24 protein-coding genes are annotated in these 22,965 nt (G+C 32.8%); 9 read left to right on the forward strand and 15 right to left on the reverse strand.

Going from position 1 to position 22,965, the window contains the following annotated elements; translation table 11 throughout:
- Positions 1-75: 75 nt before the first annotated feature.
- The 5 genes from QFA95_RS05335 to murJ all read right to left on the reverse strand — a co-directional run bounded on the left by QFA95_RS05335 (position 76) and on the right by murJ (position 7,972).
- Positions 76-2,253 (reverse strand): TonB-dependent receptor, encoded by a 2,178-nt coding sequence (locus tag QFA95_RS05335; RefSeq protein WP_486462501.1) that lies wholly within the window; start codon positions 2,251-2,253, stop codon positions 76-78.
- Between the two features lie 77 nt (positions 2,254-2,330).
- The gene (gene lspA / locus QFA95_RS05340) at positions 2,331-2,786 is read right to left on the reverse strand and encodes a signal peptidase II (RefSeq protein ID WP_486462502.1); all 456 of its coding nucleotides are present in this window, start codon (positions 2,784-2,786) and stop codon (positions 2,331-2,333) included.
- Positions 2,779-5,550 carry an isoleucine--tRNA ligase gene (ileS, locus tag QFA95_RS05345; protein ID WP_486462503.1) on the reverse strand — a complete coding sequence of 924 codons (2,772 nt, stop codon included), beginning with the start codon at positions 5,548-5,550 and terminating at the stop codon, positions 2,779-2,781. The genes lspA and ileS overlap by 8 nt, the downstream gene beginning before the upstream one ends.
- Positions 5,547-6,437 (reverse strand): bifunctional riboflavin kinase/FAD synthetase, encoded by an 891-nt coding sequence (locus tag QFA95_RS05350; RefSeq protein WP_486462504.1) that lies wholly within the window; start codon positions 6,435-6,437, stop codon positions 5,547-5,549. The genes ileS and QFA95_RS05350 overlap by 4 nt, the downstream gene beginning before the upstream one ends.
- Entirely contained in the window at positions 6,434-7,972 is a 1,539-nt protein-coding gene (gene murJ, locus QFA95_RS05355) for a murein biosynthesis integral membrane protein MurJ (protein ID WP_486462505.1), read from the reverse strand. Before murJ ends, QFA95_RS05350 begins: the two co-directional genes overlap by 4 nt.
- A gap of 104 nt (positions 7,973-8,076) precedes the next feature.
- Here murJ and rpsT point away from each other — a divergent pair, with 104 nt between their 5' ends.
- The gene (gene rpsT / locus QFA95_RS05360) at positions 8,077-8,337 is read left to right on the forward strand and encodes a 30S ribosomal protein S20 (protein WP_486462506.1); all 261 of its coding nucleotides are present in this window, start codon (positions 8,077-8,079) and stop codon (positions 8,335-8,337) included.
- Between the two features lie 45 nt (positions 8,338-8,382).
- On the opposite strand, the gene QFA95_RS05365 is transcribed toward rpsT, so the two are convergent.
- The 6 genes from QFA95_RS05365 to rplU all read right to left on the reverse strand — a co-directional run bounded on the left by QFA95_RS05365 (position 8,383) and on the right by rplU (position 12,798).
- Entirely contained in the window at positions 8,383-9,516 is a 1,134-nt protein-coding gene (locus QFA95_RS05365; RefSeq protein ID WP_486462507.1) for a 5-(carboxyamino)imidazole ribonucleotide synthase, read from the reverse strand.
- Between the two features lie 10 nt (positions 9,517-9,526).
- On the reverse strand, positions 9,527-10,012 hold the full coding sequence (gene purE / locus QFA95_RS05370; protein WP_486462508.1) for a 5-(carboxyamino)imidazole ribonucleotide mutase: 486 nt from the start codon (positions 10,010-10,012) through the stop codon (positions 9,527-9,529).
- A gap of 13 nt (positions 10,013-10,025) precedes the next feature.
- A complete protein-coding gene (proB, locus tag QFA95_RS05375; RefSeq protein ID WP_486462509.1) occupies positions 10,026-11,150 on the reverse strand; it encodes a glutamate 5-kinase in 1,125 nt (374 codons plus the stop codon).
- Complete coding sequence (obgE, locus tag QFA95_RS05380; protein ID WP_486462510.1) at positions 11,137-12,147, reverse strand: GTPase ObgE; 1,011 nt, start codon at positions 12,145-12,147, stop codon at positions 11,137-11,139. Before obgE ends, proB begins: the two co-directional genes overlap by 14 nt.
- Positions 12,148-12,210: 63 nt before the next feature.
- A complete protein-coding gene (gene rpmA, locus QFA95_RS05385; protein WP_486462511.1) occupies positions 12,211-12,468 on the reverse strand; it encodes a 50S ribosomal protein L27 in 258 nt (85 codons plus the stop codon).
- 15 nt (positions 12,469-12,483) lie between these two features.
- Positions 12,484-12,798: a 50S ribosomal protein L21 gene (gene rplU, locus QFA95_RS05390; RefSeq protein ID WP_486462512.1), complete on the reverse strand. Its 315-nt coding sequence runs from the start codon at positions 12,796-12,798 to the stop codon at positions 12,484-12,486.
- 154 nt (positions 12,799-12,952) lie between these two features.
- Between rplU and QFA95_RS05395 the strand changes: the two genes are divergently transcribed.
- From QFA95_RS05395 to QFA95_RS05410, 4 genes are read left to right on the forward strand one after another with little or no spacing between them, the layout of a single operon-like run.
- A complete protein-coding gene (locus QFA95_RS05395; RefSeq protein WP_486462513.1) occupies positions 12,953-13,936 on the forward strand; it encodes a polyprenyl synthetase family protein in 984 nt (327 codons plus the stop codon).
- 18 nt (positions 13,937-13,954) lie between these two features.
- Positions 13,955-14,518, forward strand: a complete 564-nt coding sequence (coaE, locus tag QFA95_RS05400; protein WP_486462514.1) for a dephospho-CoA kinase — start codon at positions 13,955-13,957, stop codon at positions 14,516-14,518.
- On the forward strand, positions 14,515-15,228 hold the full coding sequence (zapD, locus tag QFA95_RS05405; protein WP_486462515.1) for a cell division protein ZapD: 714 nt from the start codon (positions 14,515-14,517) through the stop codon (positions 15,226-15,228). Before coaE ends, zapD begins: the two co-directional genes overlap by 4 nt.
- 8 nt (positions 15,229-15,236) lie before the next feature.
- Positions 15,237-15,647 (forward strand): copper chaperone PCu(A)C, encoded by a 411-nt coding sequence (locus QFA95_RS05410; protein ID WP_486462516.1) that lies wholly within the window; start codon positions 15,237-15,239, stop codon positions 15,645-15,647.
- Here the strand turns inward: QFA95_RS05410 and QFA95_RS05415 are convergent.
- The 3 genes from QFA95_RS05415 to cysS are packed head-to-tail and all read right to left on the reverse strand — an operon-like array spanning position 15,636 to position 19,139.
- Positions 15,636-16,571: a Nudix family hydrolase gene (locus QFA95_RS05415; RefSeq protein ID WP_486462517.1), complete on the reverse strand. Its 936-nt coding sequence runs from the start codon at positions 16,569-16,571 to the stop codon at positions 15,636-15,638. The two genes, QFA95_RS05410 and QFA95_RS05415, sit on opposite strands and share 12 nt — an antisense overlap.
- Positions 16,552-17,781 (reverse strand): bifunctional glutamate N-acetyltransferase/amino-acid acetyltransferase ArgJ, encoded by a 1,230-nt coding sequence (gene argJ / locus QFA95_RS05420; RefSeq protein ID WP_486462518.1) that lies wholly within the window; start codon positions 17,779-17,781, stop codon positions 16,552-16,554. Before argJ ends, QFA95_RS05415 begins: the two co-directional genes overlap by 20 nt.
- Positions 17,778-19,139, reverse strand: a complete 1,362-nt coding sequence (cysS, locus tag QFA95_RS05425) for a cysteine--tRNA ligase (RefSeq protein ID WP_486462519.1) — start codon at positions 19,137-19,139, stop codon at positions 17,778-17,780. The genes argJ and cysS overlap by 4 nt, the downstream gene beginning before the upstream one ends.
- Before the next feature lie 57 nt (positions 19,140-19,196).
- Between cysS and QFA95_RS05430 the strand changes: the two genes are divergently transcribed.
- From QFA95_RS05430 to QFA95_RS05445, 4 genes are read left to right on the forward strand one after another with little or no spacing between them, the layout of a single operon-like run.
- Entirely contained in the window at positions 19,197-20,114 is a 918-nt protein-coding gene (locus QFA95_RS05430) for a tetratricopeptide repeat protein (RefSeq protein ID WP_486462520.1), read from the forward strand.
- The gene (locus QFA95_RS05435) at positions 20,101-21,279 is read left to right on the forward strand and encodes a L,D-transpeptidase family protein (RefSeq protein ID WP_486462521.1); all 1,179 of its coding nucleotides are present in this window, start codon (positions 20,101-20,103) and stop codon (positions 21,277-21,279) included. Before QFA95_RS05430 ends, QFA95_RS05435 begins: the two co-directional genes overlap by 14 nt.
- The gene (locus QFA95_RS05440; RefSeq protein ID WP_486462522.1) at positions 21,245-21,823 is read left to right on the forward strand and encodes a peptidylprolyl isomerase; all 579 of its coding nucleotides are present in this window, start codon (positions 21,245-21,247) and stop codon (positions 21,821-21,823) included. Before QFA95_RS05435 ends, QFA95_RS05440 begins: the two co-directional genes overlap by 35 nt.
- A complete protein-coding gene (locus QFA95_RS05445) occupies positions 21,804-22,541 on the forward strand; it encodes a UDP-2,3-diacylglucosamine diphosphatase (RefSeq protein WP_486462523.1) in 738 nt (245 codons plus the stop codon). The genes QFA95_RS05440 and QFA95_RS05445 overlap by 20 nt, the downstream gene beginning before the upstream one ends.
- On the opposite strand, the gene nusB is transcribed toward QFA95_RS05445, so the two are convergent.
- Positions 22,534-22,959 (reverse strand): transcription antitermination factor NusB, encoded by a 426-nt coding sequence (gene nusB, locus QFA95_RS05450; protein WP_486462524.1) that lies wholly within the window; start codon positions 22,957-22,959, stop codon positions 22,534-22,536. The two genes, QFA95_RS05445 and nusB, sit on opposite strands and share 8 nt — an antisense overlap.
- Between the last annotated feature and the right edge of the window lie 6 nt (positions 22,960-22,965).

The following is a 22,965-nucleotide window of genomic DNA, read 5'->3' on the forward strand; positions in this document are numbered from 1 at the left end:
CTTTCATTTTCCATATAAGAATTGTTCATATTTCTTATATGGTGATGAAATTAATTATTTCAAATTTTTAATTGACTAGAAAGAATATTCAACGGATGTGAAGATAGACCTTCCCATACCAGGGACATTGACAGCATTAGCATATGTTAATCCCATGCCAGAAGTATTCATAGTTTTTCCCTGGCCCATATAAACGCCACCTAAAGGATGATCGTAATCTCGGTCAAATATATTATAGACACCCAGATTTAGTTGTAGATTTTCTTTTTGGTAAGTAGATTTCAAGTCAACTAGTGCATAACCACTAGTTTCCATTTCCTGTCGGATATCATTGACGTTTTTCTTGTTATCCACCAGTTGAATATGGAGTCCGTTATTCCAATGATTATTTTTTTGGCTAAAGATCAATTTTAAATTAGTTGGCATCACATGATAGAGATCATCATTCGCATCGGTATTAATACCTTTGACATGACTTAATTTCGAGTCAAAATAAAAATCTCCAAGCTTAGAAATATTCCCTAAATATTGAGAAGCCTTCACATCAAATCCCCATAGTCGTGCATTTTGATTACCAAGGGTTAAAGTACGAAAATCATCTGGCCTAGAGGTATAGGAAACGGCATCAATATAGTCATCGATGTAGGTTAAAAAAGGTTTAAAATTAAAATTCCATAATTGTTTATCAGCATCATGGAATACAGCGGCATAAGCAAAAGTATGGGCAGTCTCCTGATCCAAATTAACATCACCCACATATCCATTACCATCTCCAAACCAATTCGCCATGGAAGCCGCCATCGCATTATTAGACCATAGGTACCTTTCTTGTAAGGTCGGTGATCTATTCTTCATGGAATAACCAAACTCATGTGTTTGGTTGAGATTAGGTGAGTACGCCGCAGATAGAGATAAATCCAGATGATGGTCATCTTTTTTATGATTTAAAGAATTAAAGCTATTTGCATCTGCTAGATAGCCCATGTTGTTGTATCCTTGAACATCGCTGGTATCCATCTCCACCCGGGTAAGTCTGACCCCTGTTTGGGTAAACCACTCTTTGGACCATTGGCGGTCTAATTCTGTAAAAATACTATATCTATCTCTCTTCCCGTCATTGATATTTTTCATGACGTTTGGAGACATCATGCCTCCCGTTGGATCCCAGCTATCATCCACCTCATAAAACTGAGTTTCCAATCCAGATCGGAGTGTACTTTTATCATTCAGATAAATATCTGCCGTTGCATTGAATCCCGAGGTATACCCGTGGTGGGTCATGGACATTCCTGGGGTGCCAGAATAATTAAAGTTTTTATTTTTTCCAAAATTCATCTTGGTTTCCACCTGATGGTGATAGGCCTGAAGTTCAAGCTTCCCCCAAGAAAAAGAGATCGTATCTTTAAGTTGAATCTTATGGCTGTGTTGACCAACCACATCCATCCTCTGGTTCATAAAACCCTGGTATGGAGTCGATTGATAATCAAATTTAATTTCAAGTAAATGATTATTTATTTGATAACCATAGCTTAGCTGATGGTTCTCGATTCGATAACCACTAGAGGCAATTTCATCATCTCTAATTCCACTTTTATCTGATGTGCCTCCGTAATTGGCTCCTTTAAAATCATTTGCACTGGAATAATTATTTGACTGGGAATAACTTCCAGAATATTTCAAGTATGCATTACTAGACGCCACAGATGATATGAAATGAACCCCTTGTTCGTCATTATTGCTTTTATAAAAACTTTTAAGCTTTGTCGAATAAATTAACTGATCATCTTGGCTGAAGGTAGGATTTTTCGTTTTTATTTTTATACTTCCGGCAATACTATCGCCCCCCATGCTAACAGGTGTGATCCCGGCAAATACTTTGATGTAATCGACGTCATTGATATCGATAAAGGATAGGTCAGTATCGGTGTGAGATGTACAAGCAGAATTAAGGTCCACACCATCCACACTGATTCTAATTCTGTCATCATTTAATCCATGCATATATGGAATTGAAGATACTGATCCATTCGCAGCATTATCAATCCCAGTGAAATACTCTAGAAGTGACGAGGTATCCTGCTTGAATTGCTGATTAATTTTCGATGAGCTCACGCTCTCACCAGATGTTATCTCGCCGGGAGTTACAACATCTGTGATGACATAGATCTCTCTTAAGGATAAACCCTCGTCCGCCTTGACAGCATTGCTAAATAAAAAAAGAATAACTAATATTAAAAAGGCTATTTTTTGCATAATATGAATATAAATAATCGCGATATTATAGCTACAATTTTTTCAATATTAAAAAGGAATTTTTCCTTTTTTTAATGTCATTTAATTTTTCCTTTTAATAAACCCAAGAAATATATGATTGCTCCAATTGTAATTACCGAATCTGCAACATTAAATGCTGGCCAGTAATAGTCATTTATATGCACATAAATAAAATCTGTCACATGTCCATTTGATAGTCTATCAATTAAATTTCCAATAGCACCGCTAATAATCAACATAATCGATATCGACCCGTATGGACTAGATATGTTTTGTCTGTATAAATAAAATAAATAAAATAAGATCGCTAGAGTCAAAAAAATAAAAAAATTATTTTGCCAACCAGATGCACTATCTAAAAAGCTAAATGCAGCGCCTGTGTTTTGGAAGTGAACAATTTTAAAAAAATTATTAATTTCCAAATATTCAGTAAACGGAATATTTTTTTCAACCCAATTCTTAGAAAGCTGATCGACAACAATGATGCATAAGCCGACAAGAAACTTATGCATACTTTCTTTTTTCTCCATCGCCGAAAAGATTTGAAATACAACGCTCACAGATTGAGGGATGCTCTTGATGAGTTCCTACAGAGGATTCATAATGCCAACATCTGTCACATTTATCATATGCAATTTTTTTAACATTAACAGCGAGTCCATTTTGCTCTTCAATCAAACTCACATTTGATACAATAAAAATATAATGAAGCTCTGATTCATAAGGTTTAAGAATTTTGAAAGTTTCTGGCTCACATGCTAATTCAATATCACATTCCAACGCTGAGCCGACTAATCCCTTTTCCCTTTCAGCTTCGATACTCTTATTCACAATCGGTCTAATTTTTTCAATCTCTTGCAAAAACTGAAGTTCTGCTTGATGTAATGAGGTTGATGCAAATTCATACCATGATTCTTTGAAAATATTTTGATCATTAGTAATGGTCTGCCACAATTCCTCAGCAGTAAAACTTAAAATTGGAGCGATCATTCGTGTTAATGCATGAGTGATGTGATATAAAGCAGTTTGTGCCGAACGTCGCTCTGGAGATTTCTCGGGCATAGTATAGAGTCGGTCTTTAATAATATCTAAATAAAATCCTCCCATGTCCTCAGAACAAAAGCTGACTAATTTTTTTGTCAGATGGTGAAAGTCATAACTTTCATACAACTGAGCTATTTCTTTTTGCAGTTCTTGAGTTTTAAGGAGGGCATATTTATCCAATAATAATAGATTGGATTCTTCAACCATCATGGAAGATGTATCAAAGTCAGAAATATTTGCACATAAAAATCTTAATGTATTTCTTAGCCTTCGATACCCGTCAGCAGACCTCTTAATAATCTCATCGGAAATATTTAATTCACCTGAAAAATCAGTCATTGCCACCCAAAATCTTAGAATATCTGCACCATACTGATCCATTATCTTTTGTGGTGCAATCACATTCCCTTTAGACTTACTCATTTTTTTTCCATGACCATCCACCACAAAACCATGAGTTAGCAAGGCTTTATATGGTGCCTGCCCAGAGATGGCTGAGGCTGTAAGTAAGCTAGACTGGAACCAGCCGCGATGTTGATCCGAACCTTCAAGATAGAGATCAGCAGGATAATCTAAATTATCATTCGTTTTTAGCACTGATTCATGAGTAGTTCCGGAGTCGAACCACACGTCTAAAGTGTCCATGACTTTCTTGTAATATTTTGCATCATCTCCAAGCCATTCATTAATATCCAAATCAAACCATGCATCAATTCCCTGCTTTTCGATCAGTAAGGCAATTTTTTCGAAATACTGAACGGTCTTAGGATGCGGCTCATCCGTTTCTATATGAGTAAAAAGTGTAATGGGTACTCCCCAATTTCTTTGCCGAGAGATACACCAGTCCGGTCTATTTTTCATCATTCCCTCTAGCCGTGCTTTTCCCCATGATGGAATAAATTGTGTTTTTTCAACCTCTTCTTTAGCTATATCTCTTAAAGTCTTTTGGCCTGGAGAAAGATTCATGCCAATAAACCACTGCTGAGTGGCTCTAAAAATGATTGGCGTTTTATGTCTCCAGCAATGCGGGTAACTATGTTCAAATGATTTTTTAAAAATAAGCGCATCGTTCTTTATTAACAGGTCGATAATTTCAGAGTTAGCTTTCCAGATATTTTTTCCAGCAAAAAACTCCACATTACTCTTAAAACTCCCCTCTTCGTTAACTGGATTTTCTACAGGAAGGTTGTACTTCATCCCAACAATATAGTCATCCAAACCATGGGCTGGGGCGGTATGTACTAACCCGGTTCCATCTTCAGTGGTCACATGTTCCCCCAATATGATTGGGACGTTTTTTTCCGAATAAAAAGGATGATTGAACAAGAAATTTTCAAGCTCCTGGCCAACAATAGAATGTATTTTATTAATTTTCTGACCCGTTCTTGCCTCAAATTTATCAACAAGCTCATCAGCAATAATTAACAATTTCTCCTCTATTTCGACCAGAACATAATATAGTTTTGGGTTAACTGAAATTGCCTCATTAGCTGGAAGCGTCCATGGTGTGGTTGTCCATATAACAGCGTAAATAGCTTTTTCCGTCTTTGCTGATTTAAATAATTGATGCAAACCTTTTTGATCAACCCCTTTAAAAGCCACATCAATCGATGTTGAAGTTTTGTTTTCATAATCAACTTCAGCTTCAGCAAGTGCAGATCCACAATCAAGACACCAATGTACTGGCTTGTTACCCTGATACAGCATATTATTCTGATAAATTTTGCCTAGCGATCGAACAATATCCGCTTCTGTTTTTTTATTTAATGTAAGGTATGGGTTATCCCAGTCTCCTAAGACGCCCAGCCTAACAAAATCCTTTTTTTGGTTAGTCACTTGTAGATTTGCATATTCCCTGCACAATTGTCGAAATTTTTTCGAATCAAGGTTTTTGCCATGCTCTTTTTCAATAGCTAACTCAATTGGCAAGCCATGACAATCCCAACCAGGAATATAGGGAGCGTCATAACCTGACAATCCCTTAGATTTAATAATGATATCTTTTAATACTTTATTGACCGCATGACCGATATGAATATTTCCATTGGCGTAAGGTGGGCCATCATGGAGAATAAATTTAGGTTTTCCTTTTTTTACATCCCTAATTTGTTGATAATATTTTTCTTCCACCCATGAAGATACCCAATCAGGCTCTCGCTGAGCCAAATTACCTCTCATAGGAAATTCTGTATCCGGTAAATTTAGACTATATTTTTTATTATCATTACTCATAGATTGAAAAAGTCTTTAACATGATTAACATCAGAAGCTATTTGGGAAGATAATTCATTTGAAGAGGAAAATCTTTTTTCATCACGAATTTTTTTAAAAAAAGTAACATGCACATGTTTTCCATAGATATTCTTATCAAAGTCAAATAGATGAACTTCTAAAACTAAATTTTTTACGCCACCAAAAGTTGGCTTTAAACCTAAATTGGCAACCCCAAAAAAAGAATCTAATTTTACAGCAAACACTCCGGACAATGGTGGGCTTTTATGAAACATATGAATATTTGCCGTTGGGTAACCTAACAGCCTGGCTTTTTTTTCTCCATGAATGACTCTTCCAGATATAACGTAAGGCCTACCTAGTAAGGATTCAACGTGATCGAAATCTGCATCTTGTAATGCATTTCGAACTCTAGAGCTGGAAATTCTTTCATTATTGAGAAAAATTGTTCCTGGTTGAGTTACTTGAATACCAGAATGTTTTAATTCAATTATTCCAAATTGTCTTTTCTTGCCAAAACGAAAGTCGTCGCCAACAACTAATCCTTCTACCAACAATTTTGTTTGTAAAATTTCAATAAAATCATTTCCTACAAGATTTGCAAAATTATCATCAAACCTAATCACATATACTCTATCAAGTTTATGTGAGTGAAAAAATTCTAACTTCTCTCTTAAGCTTATAACTCTTTTTGGTGCAGCCTTGGGCTGAAAATATTCTTTAGGATGTGGTTCAAATGTAATGATTGCAGACTCTAAATGTTTTGCTCTAGATTCAGAAATGACATGATTTATCAGAGATTGATGACCTAAGTGAATGCCATCATAATTTCCAATAGTAGCAATACATGGATTACTTGCTTGAGCAAAATGGCGAAAGATTCTCATATATTATTATTTCTTAAGTTTTTTAATTTAACGCCTTGGAGAAAAAGTAAGCTCAGAAAAACAAGTGCTCCCAGAGCAACTAACGCTAATAGCAAAATCAACCTACTAAAAAAATTAATAGTTATCCAATACTGAAAATCTGGGTTGATGAGGTATAAAATTACTCCCATCATAGATGCAGATAAAATAACCTTCATTAGAAAAATAAATGTTGTAGACTCAATTTTAAAGTCATTCATTTTTTTTATCGCTAAAAACAACATGGCTGCATTAAATGTTGCTCCGATACTAATCGCCAGAGCTAGACCAACATGCTCAAAGTAAGGAATTAAGATTAAATTCATTGCTTGAGTAACGAATAAAGTGATGATGCCGATTCTGACTGGGGTTTTAATATTTTTTTGAGAATAAAAAATTGGAGCAAACACCTTAATCATGATTAACCCAATTAATCCAAAACTATATGCAAATAATGCTTTATGCGTCATAACTAAATCAAGCTCACTGAATTTACCATAATAAAATAGGGTTGTGATTAAAGGGAGGGATAAAACTGCAATACCAATTGCTGCAGGTATTGACACCAAGAGCCCTATTCTTGTGCTCCAGTTCATGAGTTTGTTGAATTCTTCATAATTTTTACTGGAAAATGATGCGGATAATGCTGGTAAAAAAACTGTGCTTAATGCTACCCCCAAAACACCAGCAGGGAATTCCATTAGCCGATCTGCAAAGTACAGCCAAGATACACTCCCTTGTTGAAGAAAAGAAGCAAAAATAGTATTGATTAATAATGAAATCTGAGTAATAGACACACCGATAATTGCTGGACCCATCAATTTAAGAACTTTCCACACACCGTCATCTTTTAAATTAAAATCTAACTGAGGAGACCAGCCTAGTTTTAATATAAAAGGATATTGAAATAAAAGCTGGATCACTCCCCCAAAAAATACAGCCCATGCGAGAACAGTGATGGGCTCATCAAAAAAGTCATTAAAAAATAATGCTGCAAAAATAAAACTTAAATTTAGAAATACTGGAGAAAATGCTGGGGCTGCAAACTTACCAAAAGTATTTAATACTCCTCCAAACATTGCAACAATCGATATGAGAAAAATATATGGAAAAGTAATTTTTAAGAGGTCAGAAGCCAAATTAAATTGGTAAGAACCGTATTCAAATCCTGGTGCACTTATATAAATCAACCAAGGTGATGCAAAGATTCCTATAAGAGTAATAATTAATAAAATGACACTCAAAAGAGTCACGACCTTGTTTAAAAATACATTGAATTCTTTTTTGGACTTATTTTTATAATCAGAAAGGGTTGGAATAAATGCTTGAGTAAAAGCACCTTCAGCAGTTATTCGTCGTAACATATTCGGTAATTTAAAAGCTACAAAAAAGGCATCAGTTGCTATACTGACTCCAAAAGCTCGTGCAATTACCATATCTCTTAAAAAACCTAAAATTCTAGAGATAATGGTTAGGCTACTGAAACTTATTAAATTGTTTACGATTTTTGTTTTCATCTATTATTATTATCGCAGATGACGGTATTTAAATGATTTAAAACTTGAAAAAAAACGATGTTTTCGCTAGAATAGCCAATCTTACAAATTTTGAGTAATTATATATGGCAAATACTGCACAAGCACGAAAAAGAGCTAGACAAAATGATAAGCAACGCGCTCATAATGCGAGCCTAAAATCAGCCTTTCGAACAGCAATTAAAAAAGTAATCAAGGCAATTTCCTCCGGCGATAAAAAAGTTGCCAAGGAGACTTTTGATTCTAACGTGGCAATTATTGATCGTATTGCTGATAAAAAAATTGTGCACAAAAATAAAGCTGCACGTCATAAAAGTAGACTGAACTCAGCTATTAAAGCTCTTTAAAATAACCAAGTTATATTCAAAAAAAGGCGCATAAGGCGCCTTTTTTTATAAACTTTTCTTTATCTTTTGGAGCTTATCTATTTCATCTTTATTAATAGTGTCTTTACTTAAGTAAGTAAGATGTCCCATTTTTCTTCCAACCCTTGGCTCGTCTTTGCCATACAAATGAAGATTGAAATTATTTTCATTTAATATTTTAGTCCATTCAGGTTCATGAGATCTGGGTAATTCCCATGAGTCTCCTAATAAATTTATCATAAATGCATTCGAGTGATTCATTGGATTCCCAATAGGCATTTCAGTAAGGGTCCGGACCTGCTGATCAAACTGAGATGTGTAGCAGGCATCAATAGTGTAATGACCAGAGTTATGAGGTCGAGGCGCTATCTCATTAACAAATATCTCTTTACCTGAGATAAAAAATTCAACCGCCATGACTCCAACATAATTCAACTTCAAGGCAACCATTTTTGCTAAGTCGGTAACATTTTTTTCAGTGAGTTGATCAATATTGGCAGGTGCAAGAGTGCTATCCAGAATACCATTGACATGGACATTCTCAGCTACTGGATGGCATTTAATTAGTCCAGCCGCAGACCTTGCTAAGACAACAGATACTTCCTTTTCCAGATTAACTCGCTTTTCAAGTATGCATGGTTTCTGCTGAAATTCATTAAAAGCCTGCATTAAAGTTGTCTTGCAGTTGATGGATTTTTGCCCTTTGCCATCGTAACCAAATTCAGCAATTTTTAGGATTCCTGGAAATAAATCCTCTGGAACATTGGCAATATCTTGTTGATCATTAATGATGTGAAACCTTCCAACAGGTATAGCATTTTCTCTTAAAAATGTTTTTTCTCTAATTCTATTCTGCACCACTCTTACTGATTCACCATCAGGATAAACTTGAATTTTTTGTTTTAGGTAATTTAATGAATCTGCAGGGATATTTTCAAACTCTGTAGTTGCTGCCTTGCATGAGTTAATAATTTGATCAAGTGCATTTCTGTCATCATAGCCGCTACATAAATGTACATCAGCAATTCTTCCGGCAGGGCTTTGTGGGTCTGGATCTAAAACAGTAACTTTATAACCCATTTTATGGGCTGACATTACAAAATATCTCCCTAATTGACCGCCACCAAGCATGGCTAACATTTTTTTTGGATAGATTATCAAATTAGACTTCCTAATCAAGCTTCATAGCTTTTACTTTTTCTTCTTGCTCAATTCTAAACTTTTTTAGTTTTTCCAGTAAATCATTATCCTCTTGTGCAAAAATTGAAATAGCAAATAATGCAGCATTTGTTGCTCCAGCCTCGCCAATCGCAAAAGTGGCTACAGGGATCCCTTTAGGCATTTGAACAATCGAATATAGAGAGTCTTGTCCATTCAAATATTTAGTTGGAATGGGGACACCCAAAACTGGAACTCTTGACTTCGACGCAACCATCCCAGGTAAATGGGCTGCGCCTCCAGCACCGGCAATAATTAAACTGATGCTATTATCATTTGATGATTCCGCAAAATCGAACATAAGATCTGGGGTTCGATGAGCTGAAACAACTTTTGCTTCATATGGAATTTTAAATTGATCAAGCACATCAGCGGCATTTTTCATTACCGGCCAATCACTGTTCGATCCCATTATAATTGCAATTTTTTTCTGTTTCATAATTTTTCCAATACTAAATAATAACCAAGTTATTGCGGTGAATTAAATTTTCCTCAATCATATTTTCAAGTGATTGATTTTTACGATCTGTCTGTTGTCCTATAATTTTTTCAACATCTATACTTGAAAAATTTGACAAACCTCTTGCTACCTCGACACCATCTTTATTCATGCATGACAACAGATCTCCTCTTTGGAAATTTCCAGAGAAACTTTTTACTCCAATTGGTAATAGGCTTTTTTTATTTTCTATCAAAGCCTTAATTGCTCCATCATCAAGAAATAATTGACCAATTGGTTTGCTATTATCAATCATCCAAGTTTGTTTAGCGTTATTCTTTTTTTGAATTGGAGAAATAATTGTTACTTTCAGGTTATTGTCAAAAAAATCTTTGAAGAAATTCTTTATCATCCCCTTTCCTATGATCGTTGATGCTCCTCCTCGAGCTGCCGTTTTTGCAGCATAAATTTTTGATCTAATTCCTCCAGAGCCAATGCCTGAGCTTGATGATGTATTTTGAGAAATGTCTGTTAATAATGGATCGTCTGACTGAATCTTCTCGATGAGTTTTGCATCTAGATGCTTTGAAGGATCTTTATCAAATAGACCATCTTGGTCAGTAAAGATGGTTAGTAAATCAGCTTGAATAAGATTGGCTACCCTTGAGGCAAGCATATCATTATCCCCAAATTGAATTTCATCATATGCGACCGTATCATTTTCATTGACAATTGGAACCACTCCACATTTTAATAACTCATCCAGTGCATTTTTTGCATTTAAATAGCGTTCTCTTGACACTAAATCATCATTGGTTAAGAGCACTTGACCAATTTGAATATCTTTATTATTTTTATGAAAAAACTTTTTATAAGCCTGCATTAACTCAATTTGTCCAATGGCTGCTAAAGACTGAAGCTGAGCTAATTTAGTTGGCCTGTTTTGTTTTCCGCTTACATGCAGACCTAAAGAAATTGCTCCACTTGATACCAGGACAACCTTAACACCATGCTTTTTTAACCAATCAATTTCATTAACTAGAATATTAATATTTGATTGATTAAGGCCGTTCTTGATCGATGAAATTGAGCTTGAGCCAATTTTTATAACTATTTTTTTTATTTTATTGATCTTCATTTTCTAAAAAGTATGCAATTTCTTTTATCAACTCCTGACAACCTTGTCCAGTTAGAGATGAAATAACAAAGATTTTATCATCCCACCCTATTTTTTCTTTAATTAGTTTCTTCAGCCCATCTGCATCGTAATTAAGATCAATTTTATTCAACACAATCCATCGAGGCTTATTAAACAATGTTTCCTCATATTTTTTTAGCTCACTGATAATCGTTTGTGCATCATCTATTGGGTCTGACCCATTTATGCTAGAAAGTCCATCAAGCAAGTGAAGTAATAATCTGGTCCTAGTTAAATGTTTTAAGAACTTATCCCCCAAACCTACCCCATCAGAGGCCCCCTCAATTAATCCAGGAACGTCTGCAATGACAAAGCTTTTATCAACATCATATTTAACAACACCCAAATTAGGCTGCAAAGTTGTAAAAGGATAATCTGCAACTTTCGGGGTAGCTGCCGAAACTTTTCGAATAAAAGAAGATTTGCCTGCATTTGGTAAACCTACCAGACCAATGTCAGCAATCAGTTTTAATTCTAGAAATAATTCAAATTCCTCACCTGGCTCACCATGCGTAAACTGCCTGGGGGCTCTATTAATACTTGATTTAAAATGTATGTTGCCGAGACCGCCCTTGCCTCCTTTGGCGACTAAAATTTTTTGACCATGATGTGTCAAATCACCAAAAATATTTTCAGAGAAACTGTCTTTGATGACAGTTCCAACAGGAACTTTAAGAATAAGATCGTCTCCTCCTGCTCCATACTGATCAGAACTCCTGCCGTTTTCTCCTCTTTGAGCGCGATGTTCCTTCTTAAATCTAAAATCAATAAGGGTATTTAAGTTTTCATCAGCTTGAAAAAATACGGATCCACCCCTACCGCCATCGCCTCCACTAGGTCCTCCCATAGGCTCAAACTTTTCTCTTCTGAACGAAGCAATACCATTGCCTCCATCACCAGCAAACACTTTTATTAAAACTTCGTCTATAAATTTCATTGGTTACACCAAATAAAAAAGCCCTATCAGGTGATAGGGCTCAAATCAAAGGTTTTATTCAGATCAATTAGTAACAATACTAACTAATTTTCTTTTCAAATGCCCTTTAACACTAAAACTTACCTTACCATCCGCTTTTGCAAATAAGGTATGGTCTTTACCCATACCAACATTTTCACCAGGATGCATTTTCGTCCCACGCTGTCTCAAGATTATGCCACCAGCTTTTACAAACTGGTCGCCAAAAACCTTCAGTCCTAAACGTTTCGCGTTTGAGTCTCTTCCGTTTCTTGAGCTTCCGCCCGCTTTCTTATGTGCCATATTATTTCCTAAATATTATTTTGCGTTAATTTTAGTTACTTTAAGCTCAGTAAAAGTTTGTCTATGTCCTTGAGTTTTTTTGTAATGCTTACGTCTTTTCATTTTAAAAATCATAACTTTATCGTGTTTACCATGAGCAACGACAGATACATCAACATTTGCACCTTTAACTATTGGAGCACCAATTGTAGTTTTCTCACCGTCAACCAATGCTAGAACATTGTCTAATTTTAGACTATCGCCTTCTTTAGCAGTAAGTTTTTCTACCCTTAAAATATCACCTTCGGATACTTTATACTGTTTTCCACCAGTTTTGATTACAGCTTGCATTATAATTCCTATTATCTAAACAATTTGTTTGTTTCTAAAGATCGCACATTATATGAAAAAACTTGAATTTAATCAACTAAATAATCATATTCAGCATAGTATAATTACTATCAACAAATAGACAATACAATGCTAAAAATACAAATTAATTAAAGTGAAAACTATATCTAAAAAAAATGTAACACTAGATGACAGCATGGAAGATCATTTACGAAAAGTAAATGATGTCATCAGGTCATCATTAGACTCAGAAGTCCCTTTGATCAATCAAGTCGGTAAGCATATTATCGATGGCGGTGGGAAAAAAATGAGGCCACAATGTTTGCTGAATTTAGCAGGTCTTGCTGGTGGTATAAAAGATATACATTATCAATTAGCTGCAATTGTAGAATTTATTCACACAGCAACCCTTCTTCATGATGACGTTGTGGATGACTCAGATACGAGAAGAAGTTCTCCAACCGCCAATATAAAATTTGGAAATTCAGCCAGCATACTGGTTGGTGATTTTATTTATTCAAGGTCATTTCAGATGATGGTGGAGCTAGATAATATTGAGATTATGGATATTCTTGCATACACCACGAACAAAATTGCAGAAGGTGAAGTTCTTCAACTCATCAATAAAAATAATTTTGATATTTCACAAGAAGATTATTTTAAGGTTATAGAAGCAAAAACAGGGGTTCTTTTTGAAGCATGCGGAAAATTAGCCTCTATTAGCAATGAATGTTCTTTTAATCAAAAAAATTCACTCTCCACGATTGGTGAAATTTTTGGTCAAATATATCAATTAATAGATGATATGCTTGATTATTCTGGTAATGCCGCAAAAATTGGGAAAAATTTAGGTGATGATCTAAAAGATGGGAAAATGACACTCCCTCTTATATTTGCTGCTGAAAAAGCAAATATAAATGATCGGGAAATTATCAAAAATTCTATTAATCATGGCGATTTAAGCCAATTAACCAAAATCATATCCATTATTAATAAAACAAATGCAATTGAATCCGTCAAAGAAATTATTATTACTAAATATGCTGAGCTTGACCATAAAATATCGAATTTTAATGATAGCGAGTATAAAGATCAGATAATGAAATTCATTTCAAAATCTATTCACAGGGAGTTCTAAAAAACCAGATCAATAGATATGTTAGGTAGAAAGATTTTAATATATGGCTCAATTGGCTCTGGAAAAACAACCTTTTCAAGACAATTTTTCAATAATCTTCCACTAATAGAGTTAGATGAAATTAATCGAGAATTAATTGAGCCTGGAAATTTGGGATATATCCAACTAAAAAAAAATCTTAGCTCAGAATATTTTCAAATTGATGGTCAAATAAATAAAAAAAAATTAAAAATTAATTTATTTAATGACAAGATATTTAGAGAAGAAATTGAAAATCTCTTACATCCTTTAATATTTGACGAGCTTCAAAATTTTATTGAAAAAAAAGATTCGTATGTTGTCATCTCACCACTTGTTAAAATGCTAAGAAAAAAAATAAAATTTGACCTAAAAATAAAAGTTATCTGCAATATCAATGATCAAATAAAAAGAGTAAAATCAAGGGATGGTTTAGGAAAAAATATAATTGAAAAAATTATTGCTTACCAAGAGAATAATTATGAATTAATTCAACCAGATTTCATTTTTGACTCTTCAGCAGATCTGGAAGAACAAATTATCCAACTAAAGAGTATTTTATGATTAATGTTGAGTTCCCAATAAATGAAAAATATAGAAAATATTTAAAAATAGAATATTTATTTAATCAATACAATTTTTTTATTAAGCAAAAACATTCTGACCATATCTCAAATATTCTTTTTCAACTTTTATTTAAACTTAATGTAAATGCTGCTAGGGCTGACATCAAAGTTGAATTAATTAATGATCTTCAAAGAATTATCACCAAATATAAAGTTCACGCTGACGAAGCATTAAAATTTAAAAAAGCACTTGAAAAAATAAATTCTTTTTCGCCCTTTGGCCTAAGTGGAAATAAAATGATTCAGGAGTTAAGAGTCAGATCGGATTCGCCCCATGGCATAAATGATATAGATTTTTCAAAATATAAAATATGGTCAGAAATACAAACTACCAAATCGCGTAATTTATTTTTTAAGGACCTATTTAAGGATTTATTTATCATCAATGAATCACTCACATTTATTTTAAAAATTTTAAGAAAACTGTCGATTAAAGAAAATTTAACTGCGAATAATATGATTGCTCAACTCATGCTAGATCCTTTAGTAAGGTTTGATTTACTAACTATTAATTTAAAAAGCAACTCGGTCTATGAGCCATCAATCTCTGCAAACAAGTATGCAATTAATATAAATTTTTCTCACCCAAGCGATGATAAAAAAACCAAACGTATAATTAAATTTTCTGCTTCATTACATAGTTTATAAGGAAAAATATGAAAAAACTAATATCAATAATTCTTTTGTTAATGTCTAGCCCTCTTCTGGCTGATATTATTTTTAAAGATCCTATTATTAAAAATAATTTTGGCAAAAAGATTACTGCTGGCTTTGCAACAATTTCTTCAGATGAAGATCTTGAAATAATTTCAATATCTTCAAAAATAAGCAAGAGAATTGAGGTTCATACGATGCTAATGGAGGGTGATGTAATGAAAATGAGAAAAATCGACTCACCCGTTATTATTAAAAATAAGCCATTTGTCTTAAAGAAAGGCGGAGATCATCTTATGATCTATGAATTAACAGAAAATCTTGATGATTTAAAAAATGTAGCCTTTACTTTCACTTTTAAAAACAAAAGTGGGGAAATAATTAATAAAGATATTGATTTTCTAGTTCAATAAATTCCATCCATCTCTTTGGGAAGAAATACCTACAGCTCCGTTTTTCTGGGCCTCAACCAAGTCTGATGGACTCAACCCTCCAAGAGCATAAACAGGTATATCTGAATGATTAACAATTTTCTTAAATTTGTCCCAGCCCATTCCTTCTCTCTCAGGATGACTTAATGTTTTTTTAATTTGCGATAATACAATAAAATCAAAACCAAGTTTATTTGCACGATTAACCTCATCAAGATTATGGACTGAGGCACAATTAATAATTTTTTTATCAAGCTTTTCAATGTTATTTAAATCTTTTGATGTAAAGTGAATTCCATGTTTACAGATAATTACATCTTTGTGTCTTGAGTTAATTAAAATTTTTGAGGTACACCTTTGTTTTAAAGCCTCATAAGAACAATGGATTTTATCAATTGATAAAAATGGCTCTCTAAATTGAACCCAGATATCTTTTGAATTTATTACTTTTGTTATAAAATTTTTGTCCTCAAAAAAATTTGTTATTAGATAATAACTCGGCAATATAAGTGCTTTAAGGACATATATATTTTTTGGCAGTATTTTTTTTGGCCATGAAGAAATTTTTTCAACATCAATCCACTTATAGTCATTGACTTCTTTTTTTTTAATTTCGCCAGCCCATCGAATGATTTTGAAAAAAGTAATCTTTATAATTCGATCATCTTGCAAAAATTCTCGAGTTATCCATTCAGAATATGAAACAGGATTTATACCAATTTCCTCAAATAACTCTCTTGATAAACATTCTTCAAGCGATTCGTTTTCCTCAACTTTCCCGCCAGGAAACTCCCAATAATTAGGCCAAGGCTGAGAAGATAGTCTTTGAGAGATCAAAACTTCATTTTTACTATTAATTAAAATTCCTGCAGCGACTTTAATTATTTTAGGTTCTGTATTCTGCATTAATTTTTACATATTCATAAGAAAGATCCGTAGTTAGAATTGTTGCTACTTCTTTTCCCCTTTTTAAATCAATACTGAGTTTAAATTCTTTTGATTTCATGACCTGAATAGCTTTATCCTCAGAGTATCGTTTTGACAGCATTCCATTTTTAACCACAATATTCTTATTTAGATGAAGATCTATAACAGAAACATCGAGATCACTTATTGGCGCGTTGCCAATGGCTGATAATATTCTTCCCAAGTTTGGATCTGATGCAAAAAAAGCAGTCTTTACAAGCGGTGAATTTGCAATGGCCTTACCGATTATTTTAGATTCATTCAAATCTTTCGCATTTCTTACTTCTATTTCAACAAACTTTGTTGCGCCCTCTCCATCTCTGACTATCTTTTCTGCTAGGTCTTTAGCAATTTCAAGTACATTATTTCTTAACCGTATATACATCTTATCTTTTTTATTTATTACTGAGTTTTGAGCAAGATTTGACGTAGATATGACAAATGCATCATTTGTTGACGTATCTCCATCTACACTAATCAAATTGAATGATCTATCAGCAACATATTTAACCAAATCCTTAAGCAAGGTCTTAGATATTTTTGCATCAAAAAAAATAAAACCTAGCATTGTGGCCATATTTGGATGAATCATTCCTGATCCCTTTGCAATCCCTGTGCAGGTAATCTCATTTTTCCCAAGATTAAATTTTTTACTTACAGCTTTTGGAACAGTATCTGTTGTCATAATTGACTTCGCAGCGTCAATCCAATTTGAACTATATTTAATATTTGCTAAATTATTCTTAAAAGAATCTTTTATTCTCCCAAGAGGAAGGTTTTGCAATATAACGCCCGTTGAAAATGGCAAAATTAAATTTGGATCTAATGAAAAATATTTACCTAGTTCTCTATTTATTTCCCTAGCATCTTCAATTCCTTTTGGACCTGTACCCGCATTTGCATTTCCTGAATTAATAACAAATAATTGCGGGTCATTAGAGGTTAGATTATGTTTTGCTAACAGCACGGGAGCTGCACAAAATTTATTCTTGGTAAAGACAGCCACCGTTTTTGAGTGTTTATTAAGCTCCACAATAACAATATCGTTTTTTATATTTTTTAATTTTATTTTTGCACCAAAGGTTAAAAATCTAAAACCTGGCACATTAAGGATACTTTTCTTAAGCGGAGCTTTTAAATTTACCGTCATTTAATCCTCCAAACTGTTCCATCTGGAGTATCCTCTAAAATTACCCCAAGAGAATCAATTTCATTTCTTAATTCATCAGCTTTTTGATAATCCCTTTGTTTTTTTGCCTGCATTCTCTTTTCAACTAATTTTTCAATATGATCTTGATCAATCTTACTCGATTTAATAAAAAATTCTTCTTGTGGAATTGCCATCAAACCAATAACTTTTAACACGCTATATATTTCATTTGCTAAATTTTCATTTGACGACTTGTTGAGTTCACTAATGAGTTCAAATATGATCGAAATGGCTTTTGGAGAATTAAAGTCATCATCTAAAGCATCTTTTATATTATTTAAGGATGGTTTTGACCAATCTAAATCAACTTGAATACATTTGTATGGCCTTAATGCTAAATAAATTTTTTCTACTGCAGCTTTAGCGTCATTTAGATTCTGATCTGAATAATTTAATGGGCTTCTATAATGAGATTTATACACAAAAAATCTAATAATTTCACCGCTGTAATTTTTTAACACATTTTTTAATGTAAAAAAATTTCCTAAAGACTTAGACATTTTTTCATCATCAACATTGACAAAGCCATTATGAATCCAATAATTAGCCATTTTATGATCATGACATGATTCTGATTGAGCAATCTCATTCTCATGATGAGGAAAAATTAAATCCTGGCCTCCACCATGAATATCAAAACTCGAGCCAAGTATGTCGCTACTCATAGCTGAACACTCAATGTGCCAACCTGGTCGTCCTTTGCCCCATGGAGAATCCCAGTAAGGTTCATCATCTTTTGATAACTTCCATAAAACAAAATCACCAAAGCTCTTTTTATTATCATCAACCTTGACTCTTGAGCCAGCATTGAGATCATCAATATTTTTTTTGGATAATTTTCCATAATTGTTAAATTTTGAAATTTCAAAAAAAACGTCTCCATTGTTACCAACATATGCAAAACTCTTTTCAACAAGAATACTAATCATTTTTATCATTGAAGAGATTGCCTCAGTGGCTTTAGGTTGAAATGTCGGAGGAATTATATTTAAGATTTTTGAATCTTCTTGCATTGATTCTATATACCTTGCTGTCAATTCTTTGAAGTGACACCCTTCATCATTTGACTTTTTAATTATTTTGTCATCAATATCAGTAATATTTCTAACATACGTTACATCATAGCCAGAATTTAAAAACCATCTGTAAATTAAATCAAAAACAATCAGAACTCTTGCATGACCGACATGACAATCATCATATACAGTCATGCCGCATACATACATCTTTACATGTTGCTCAGTTATTGGCTTGAAATTTTCTTTTTTACTGGTAAGTGTGTTAAAAATTTTAATCATAAATAGTATGAGACGAGCTTATTTGGTAAAATATAGTGTGTTTTTTGGAATTATAGTATGTCAAAACGTTTTTTAATAGCAGTTATCTTTCTTGCATTCAATTTTGCAAATTATTCATTTGCTGATATTCCAAAATTAAATAAACTCATAGAAGACAAAGATTACCTGGAGGCAAAAAAAATTGTTGATCAGCTTATTGATTCTGATAACGACAATCCTCAATTACTTTTTATTAACGGAGTGTTGCTTTCAGAATTGGGTCAAATTGATGATGCAATTAGTGTATTTGAGTCATTAACAAAATCTCATCCAGCATTACCTGAACCATATAATAACTTGGCAGTTTTGTATGCGCAGAATGGTGATTTTGATTTAGCTAAAATAGCATTAGAGAAGTCCATTAAAACGCATCCAAGTTATGCGACGGCTCATATTAATTTAGGCGACCTATATACGCGTATGGCAAGTGAATCTTATAATCAAGCACTTCAAATTGATAAATCAAATAAAAATGCAAAAACAAAACTTTCGTTGATAAAAAAATTATTTAACTTTCAACCTATCAATAAAAATATTGCTCTAACAGAAGATATCTCTCAAAAACCTAAGTCATTTCAAGAAATCAAAGACATCGAAGTTAGCGTGAATGAGAAGATTTTTGTAATGATTGATAACTGGAAAAATGCCTGGATGAATCAAAACTTTGATCAATATATTGGATATTACTCAACCAACTTTAAAAATAATAAAGGGATGGACTTAGAACAATGGAAACAATTTAGGAAACCAAGAGTTATTAACAAGCCATCTATTAATTTAAAGCTAGAAAATATAGAAATTTCTAAAAATAATAATTTATTTAGTGTTTCTTTCACTCAGATATATCAATCTGGCAATATTGATTCAACTACAAAAAAAACACTTTTAATTGAATTGGTTGATAATCAATTAAAAATAGTCAATGAAATTTCTTAAAAAATTTCTCTTTACTGCTTTTTTTTGTAGCAACGCTTTTGCATATAGCGAAAATTATCAGGCTGATAATATCGAAAATCTTCTGATCAAGTCACTTTATGAAATATCTGCAGGTGAGCTTAATGACGCATTAATTACATTAGATGAAATAATCAAACAAAAACCAAATTTCAAATTAGCGCATCTTATAAGAGGAGATATATATCAGGCTTATGCTCATGGAATTTCAGATTTTGGATCATCAAGTAATTTTTCAAAAGATAAAATTGAGGATTTAAAGGAAGAAGCAAAAAAAAGAATCGAAAGCCACCTCCATAATGCCACTGACATCATTAACTCTCCTAGAGTTACCTTTCCTCAAAACATAGATAATTTAATTTATGTTGATACAAATAAGTCGAGATTATATTTATTTGAAATTAGAGACCATACTTTAATAAAAATCTTTGATGAATATGCCTCTATTGGAAAAAATGGTTCAGGTAAAAATTTCGAAGGAGACAAAAAAACCCCTCTGGGAGTTTACACCTTAGGCGAAAAAATTACTCAGCCATTAAGTGATTTCTATGGTGAGGGTGCTTTTCCAATTGATTACCCCAATGTGTACGATAAACTTTTAAACAAAACGGGCCATGGTATCTGGATTCATGGGACCCCAAAAGACACATATAGTCGTGCTCCAAAATCAAGCGATGGCTGTATTGTTATCTCAAATGAAAATTTTAATACATTAGAAAGCATCTTGAAAAATAAGCAAACAAAAGTAATTTTATCAAAGTTATCTTATGACCAATACTTTAATACTGAAAGTAACATAGATAAACACAATAATTTCATGAGTTATTTTGAATCATGGATCAGCAATTGGACATTAAAGAATTATTCTGAATATATAGCTTTTTATGATGCAAACGCAAAATATAACTCAAAAGTGTTTGAAATATGGTCCTCAAAAAAGAAAAAAGTGTTTGAGAATACTAATGATATTCAAATTGCCATTGATAATCTTACGATTATTGATTACCCTGAAGAAGAAGAGCATGTGAAGTATGTCGAGTTTACTCAAACATATAACAGTGATTTATTAAAACAAACATCGCAAAAAAAACAAATATGGAGAAAATTTAATAATGAATGGAAAATTATCAGTGAATCAACTTATTAAATATATATTATTTTTTATCGTTACAACTTTTTCACTTCTGGCACAATCAGAGCAATTGTTTGTATTAAAAACCTCTAAAGGCGATATTGTCATTGAAACATATGCTGATAAAGCTCCAATCACAGTAAAAAACTTTGAAGCTTATGTTGATTCTGGTTTCTTTAATGAAACAATTTTCCATAGAGTAATCGATGGATTTATGATTCAAGGTGGTGGCTTTGATAAAGACATGAATCAAAAAGAAACAAATGACCCGATTAAAAATGAAGCAGCCAATGGATTAAAAAATTTAAAATATACCCTTGCTATGGCCCGAACCAGCATTCCTGACTCAGCAACGTCACAGTTTTTTATCAATGTGGCTGACAATTCATTTTTAGATTATCCAGGTCAAGATGGTTTTGGATATTGTGTATTTGGTAAAGTGATTGAAGGTATGGATATAGTAGATCAAATTGCAAAAGTGCCGACTGGAAATCATCCAACGGGTCATCAGGATGTCCCAAAAGAACCAATCATTATTGATGAAGGCTCAAAAAATTAATATTACTGATAGTGCTATATTTATATCAGATTTGCATCTTCATGATAATGCGCAAAATACTGTATTTTTAAATTTTCTTAAGCATAGCTCAGACCTGACCAATAACCTTTTTATTTTGGGTGATCTTTTTGATTACTGGGTTGGTGATGATGCGAGGATGTACTGCAAAGAATTAAAGGCTTTAAAAGAACTAGGAAAACAAAAAAGTATATATTTCATACATGGAAATAGAGATTTTTTAATCACCAAAAAATACTTTAAAGAAAATCATATCACCATTCTTAATGATGAAACTCGTATTTCTCTTGGTCATCATCAAGTTTTACTAATGCATGGTGATACACTCTGCAGTGATGATCTAGATTATCAGGATTTTCGAAAACAAGTAAGGTCAAGAGTGTGGCAAGATAATTTCTTAGCCAAAGAATTAGATGAAAGAATCAGTATTGCTAAGGGCCTCAGAGAACAAAGTAAAAAATTAAATCTAAACAAACCGGAAAACATCACTGATGTAAATGAAACAACAATTAATTCTATAATTGAAAAGAATTTACCTGTTGAGATATTAATTCATGGTCATACTCATCGTCAGAATACTCACCAATATAATGATAAGAATAAATTTATAAGATTTGTTTTAGGTGATTGGAGCGATAATCAGGGAAGTTATTTGATATGGAAAGAAGAACAAGGTTTTGAATTTCGAACTTTTAACTAATTTCAAATGCTCTATACTTTCTAGCTAACTTATCAAGAGACCCATTAATAAATTTGAAACTTTCCTGACCGCCAAAACTTTTTGTGATATCTAGAGCTTCATTTATTGAAACCTTGAAAGGAATATCTAATCTTGTTTTTAATTCATAGTAGGCAACTATAAGAATTGATAACTCAATTGGATTTAATTCCTCCTTTTTCTTATCTATATAATTATCTAAATCTACAATAATTTCTTGGTAGCTCTCTTTTATACCATCTATTAAAGAGTTATAAAATTCCTCATCACATCTGCAATAATCTGGGTCCTCAAGAATATCTTTTTTTATATCATCGTAATCGAATGCATTCATTAGGCCTCGATAAATTGATTTCATTACCAATTCTCTAGATTTTCTTCTGCTATTGATTTTTTTCATAAAATA

Origin of the sequence: Candidatus Methylolitoribacter marinus, from assembly GCF_051853155.1 — a bacterium.
In the GTDB taxonomy this organism is placed as follows: Bacteria; Pseudomonadota; Gammaproteobacteria; order Burkholderiales; family Methylophilaceae; genus BACL14.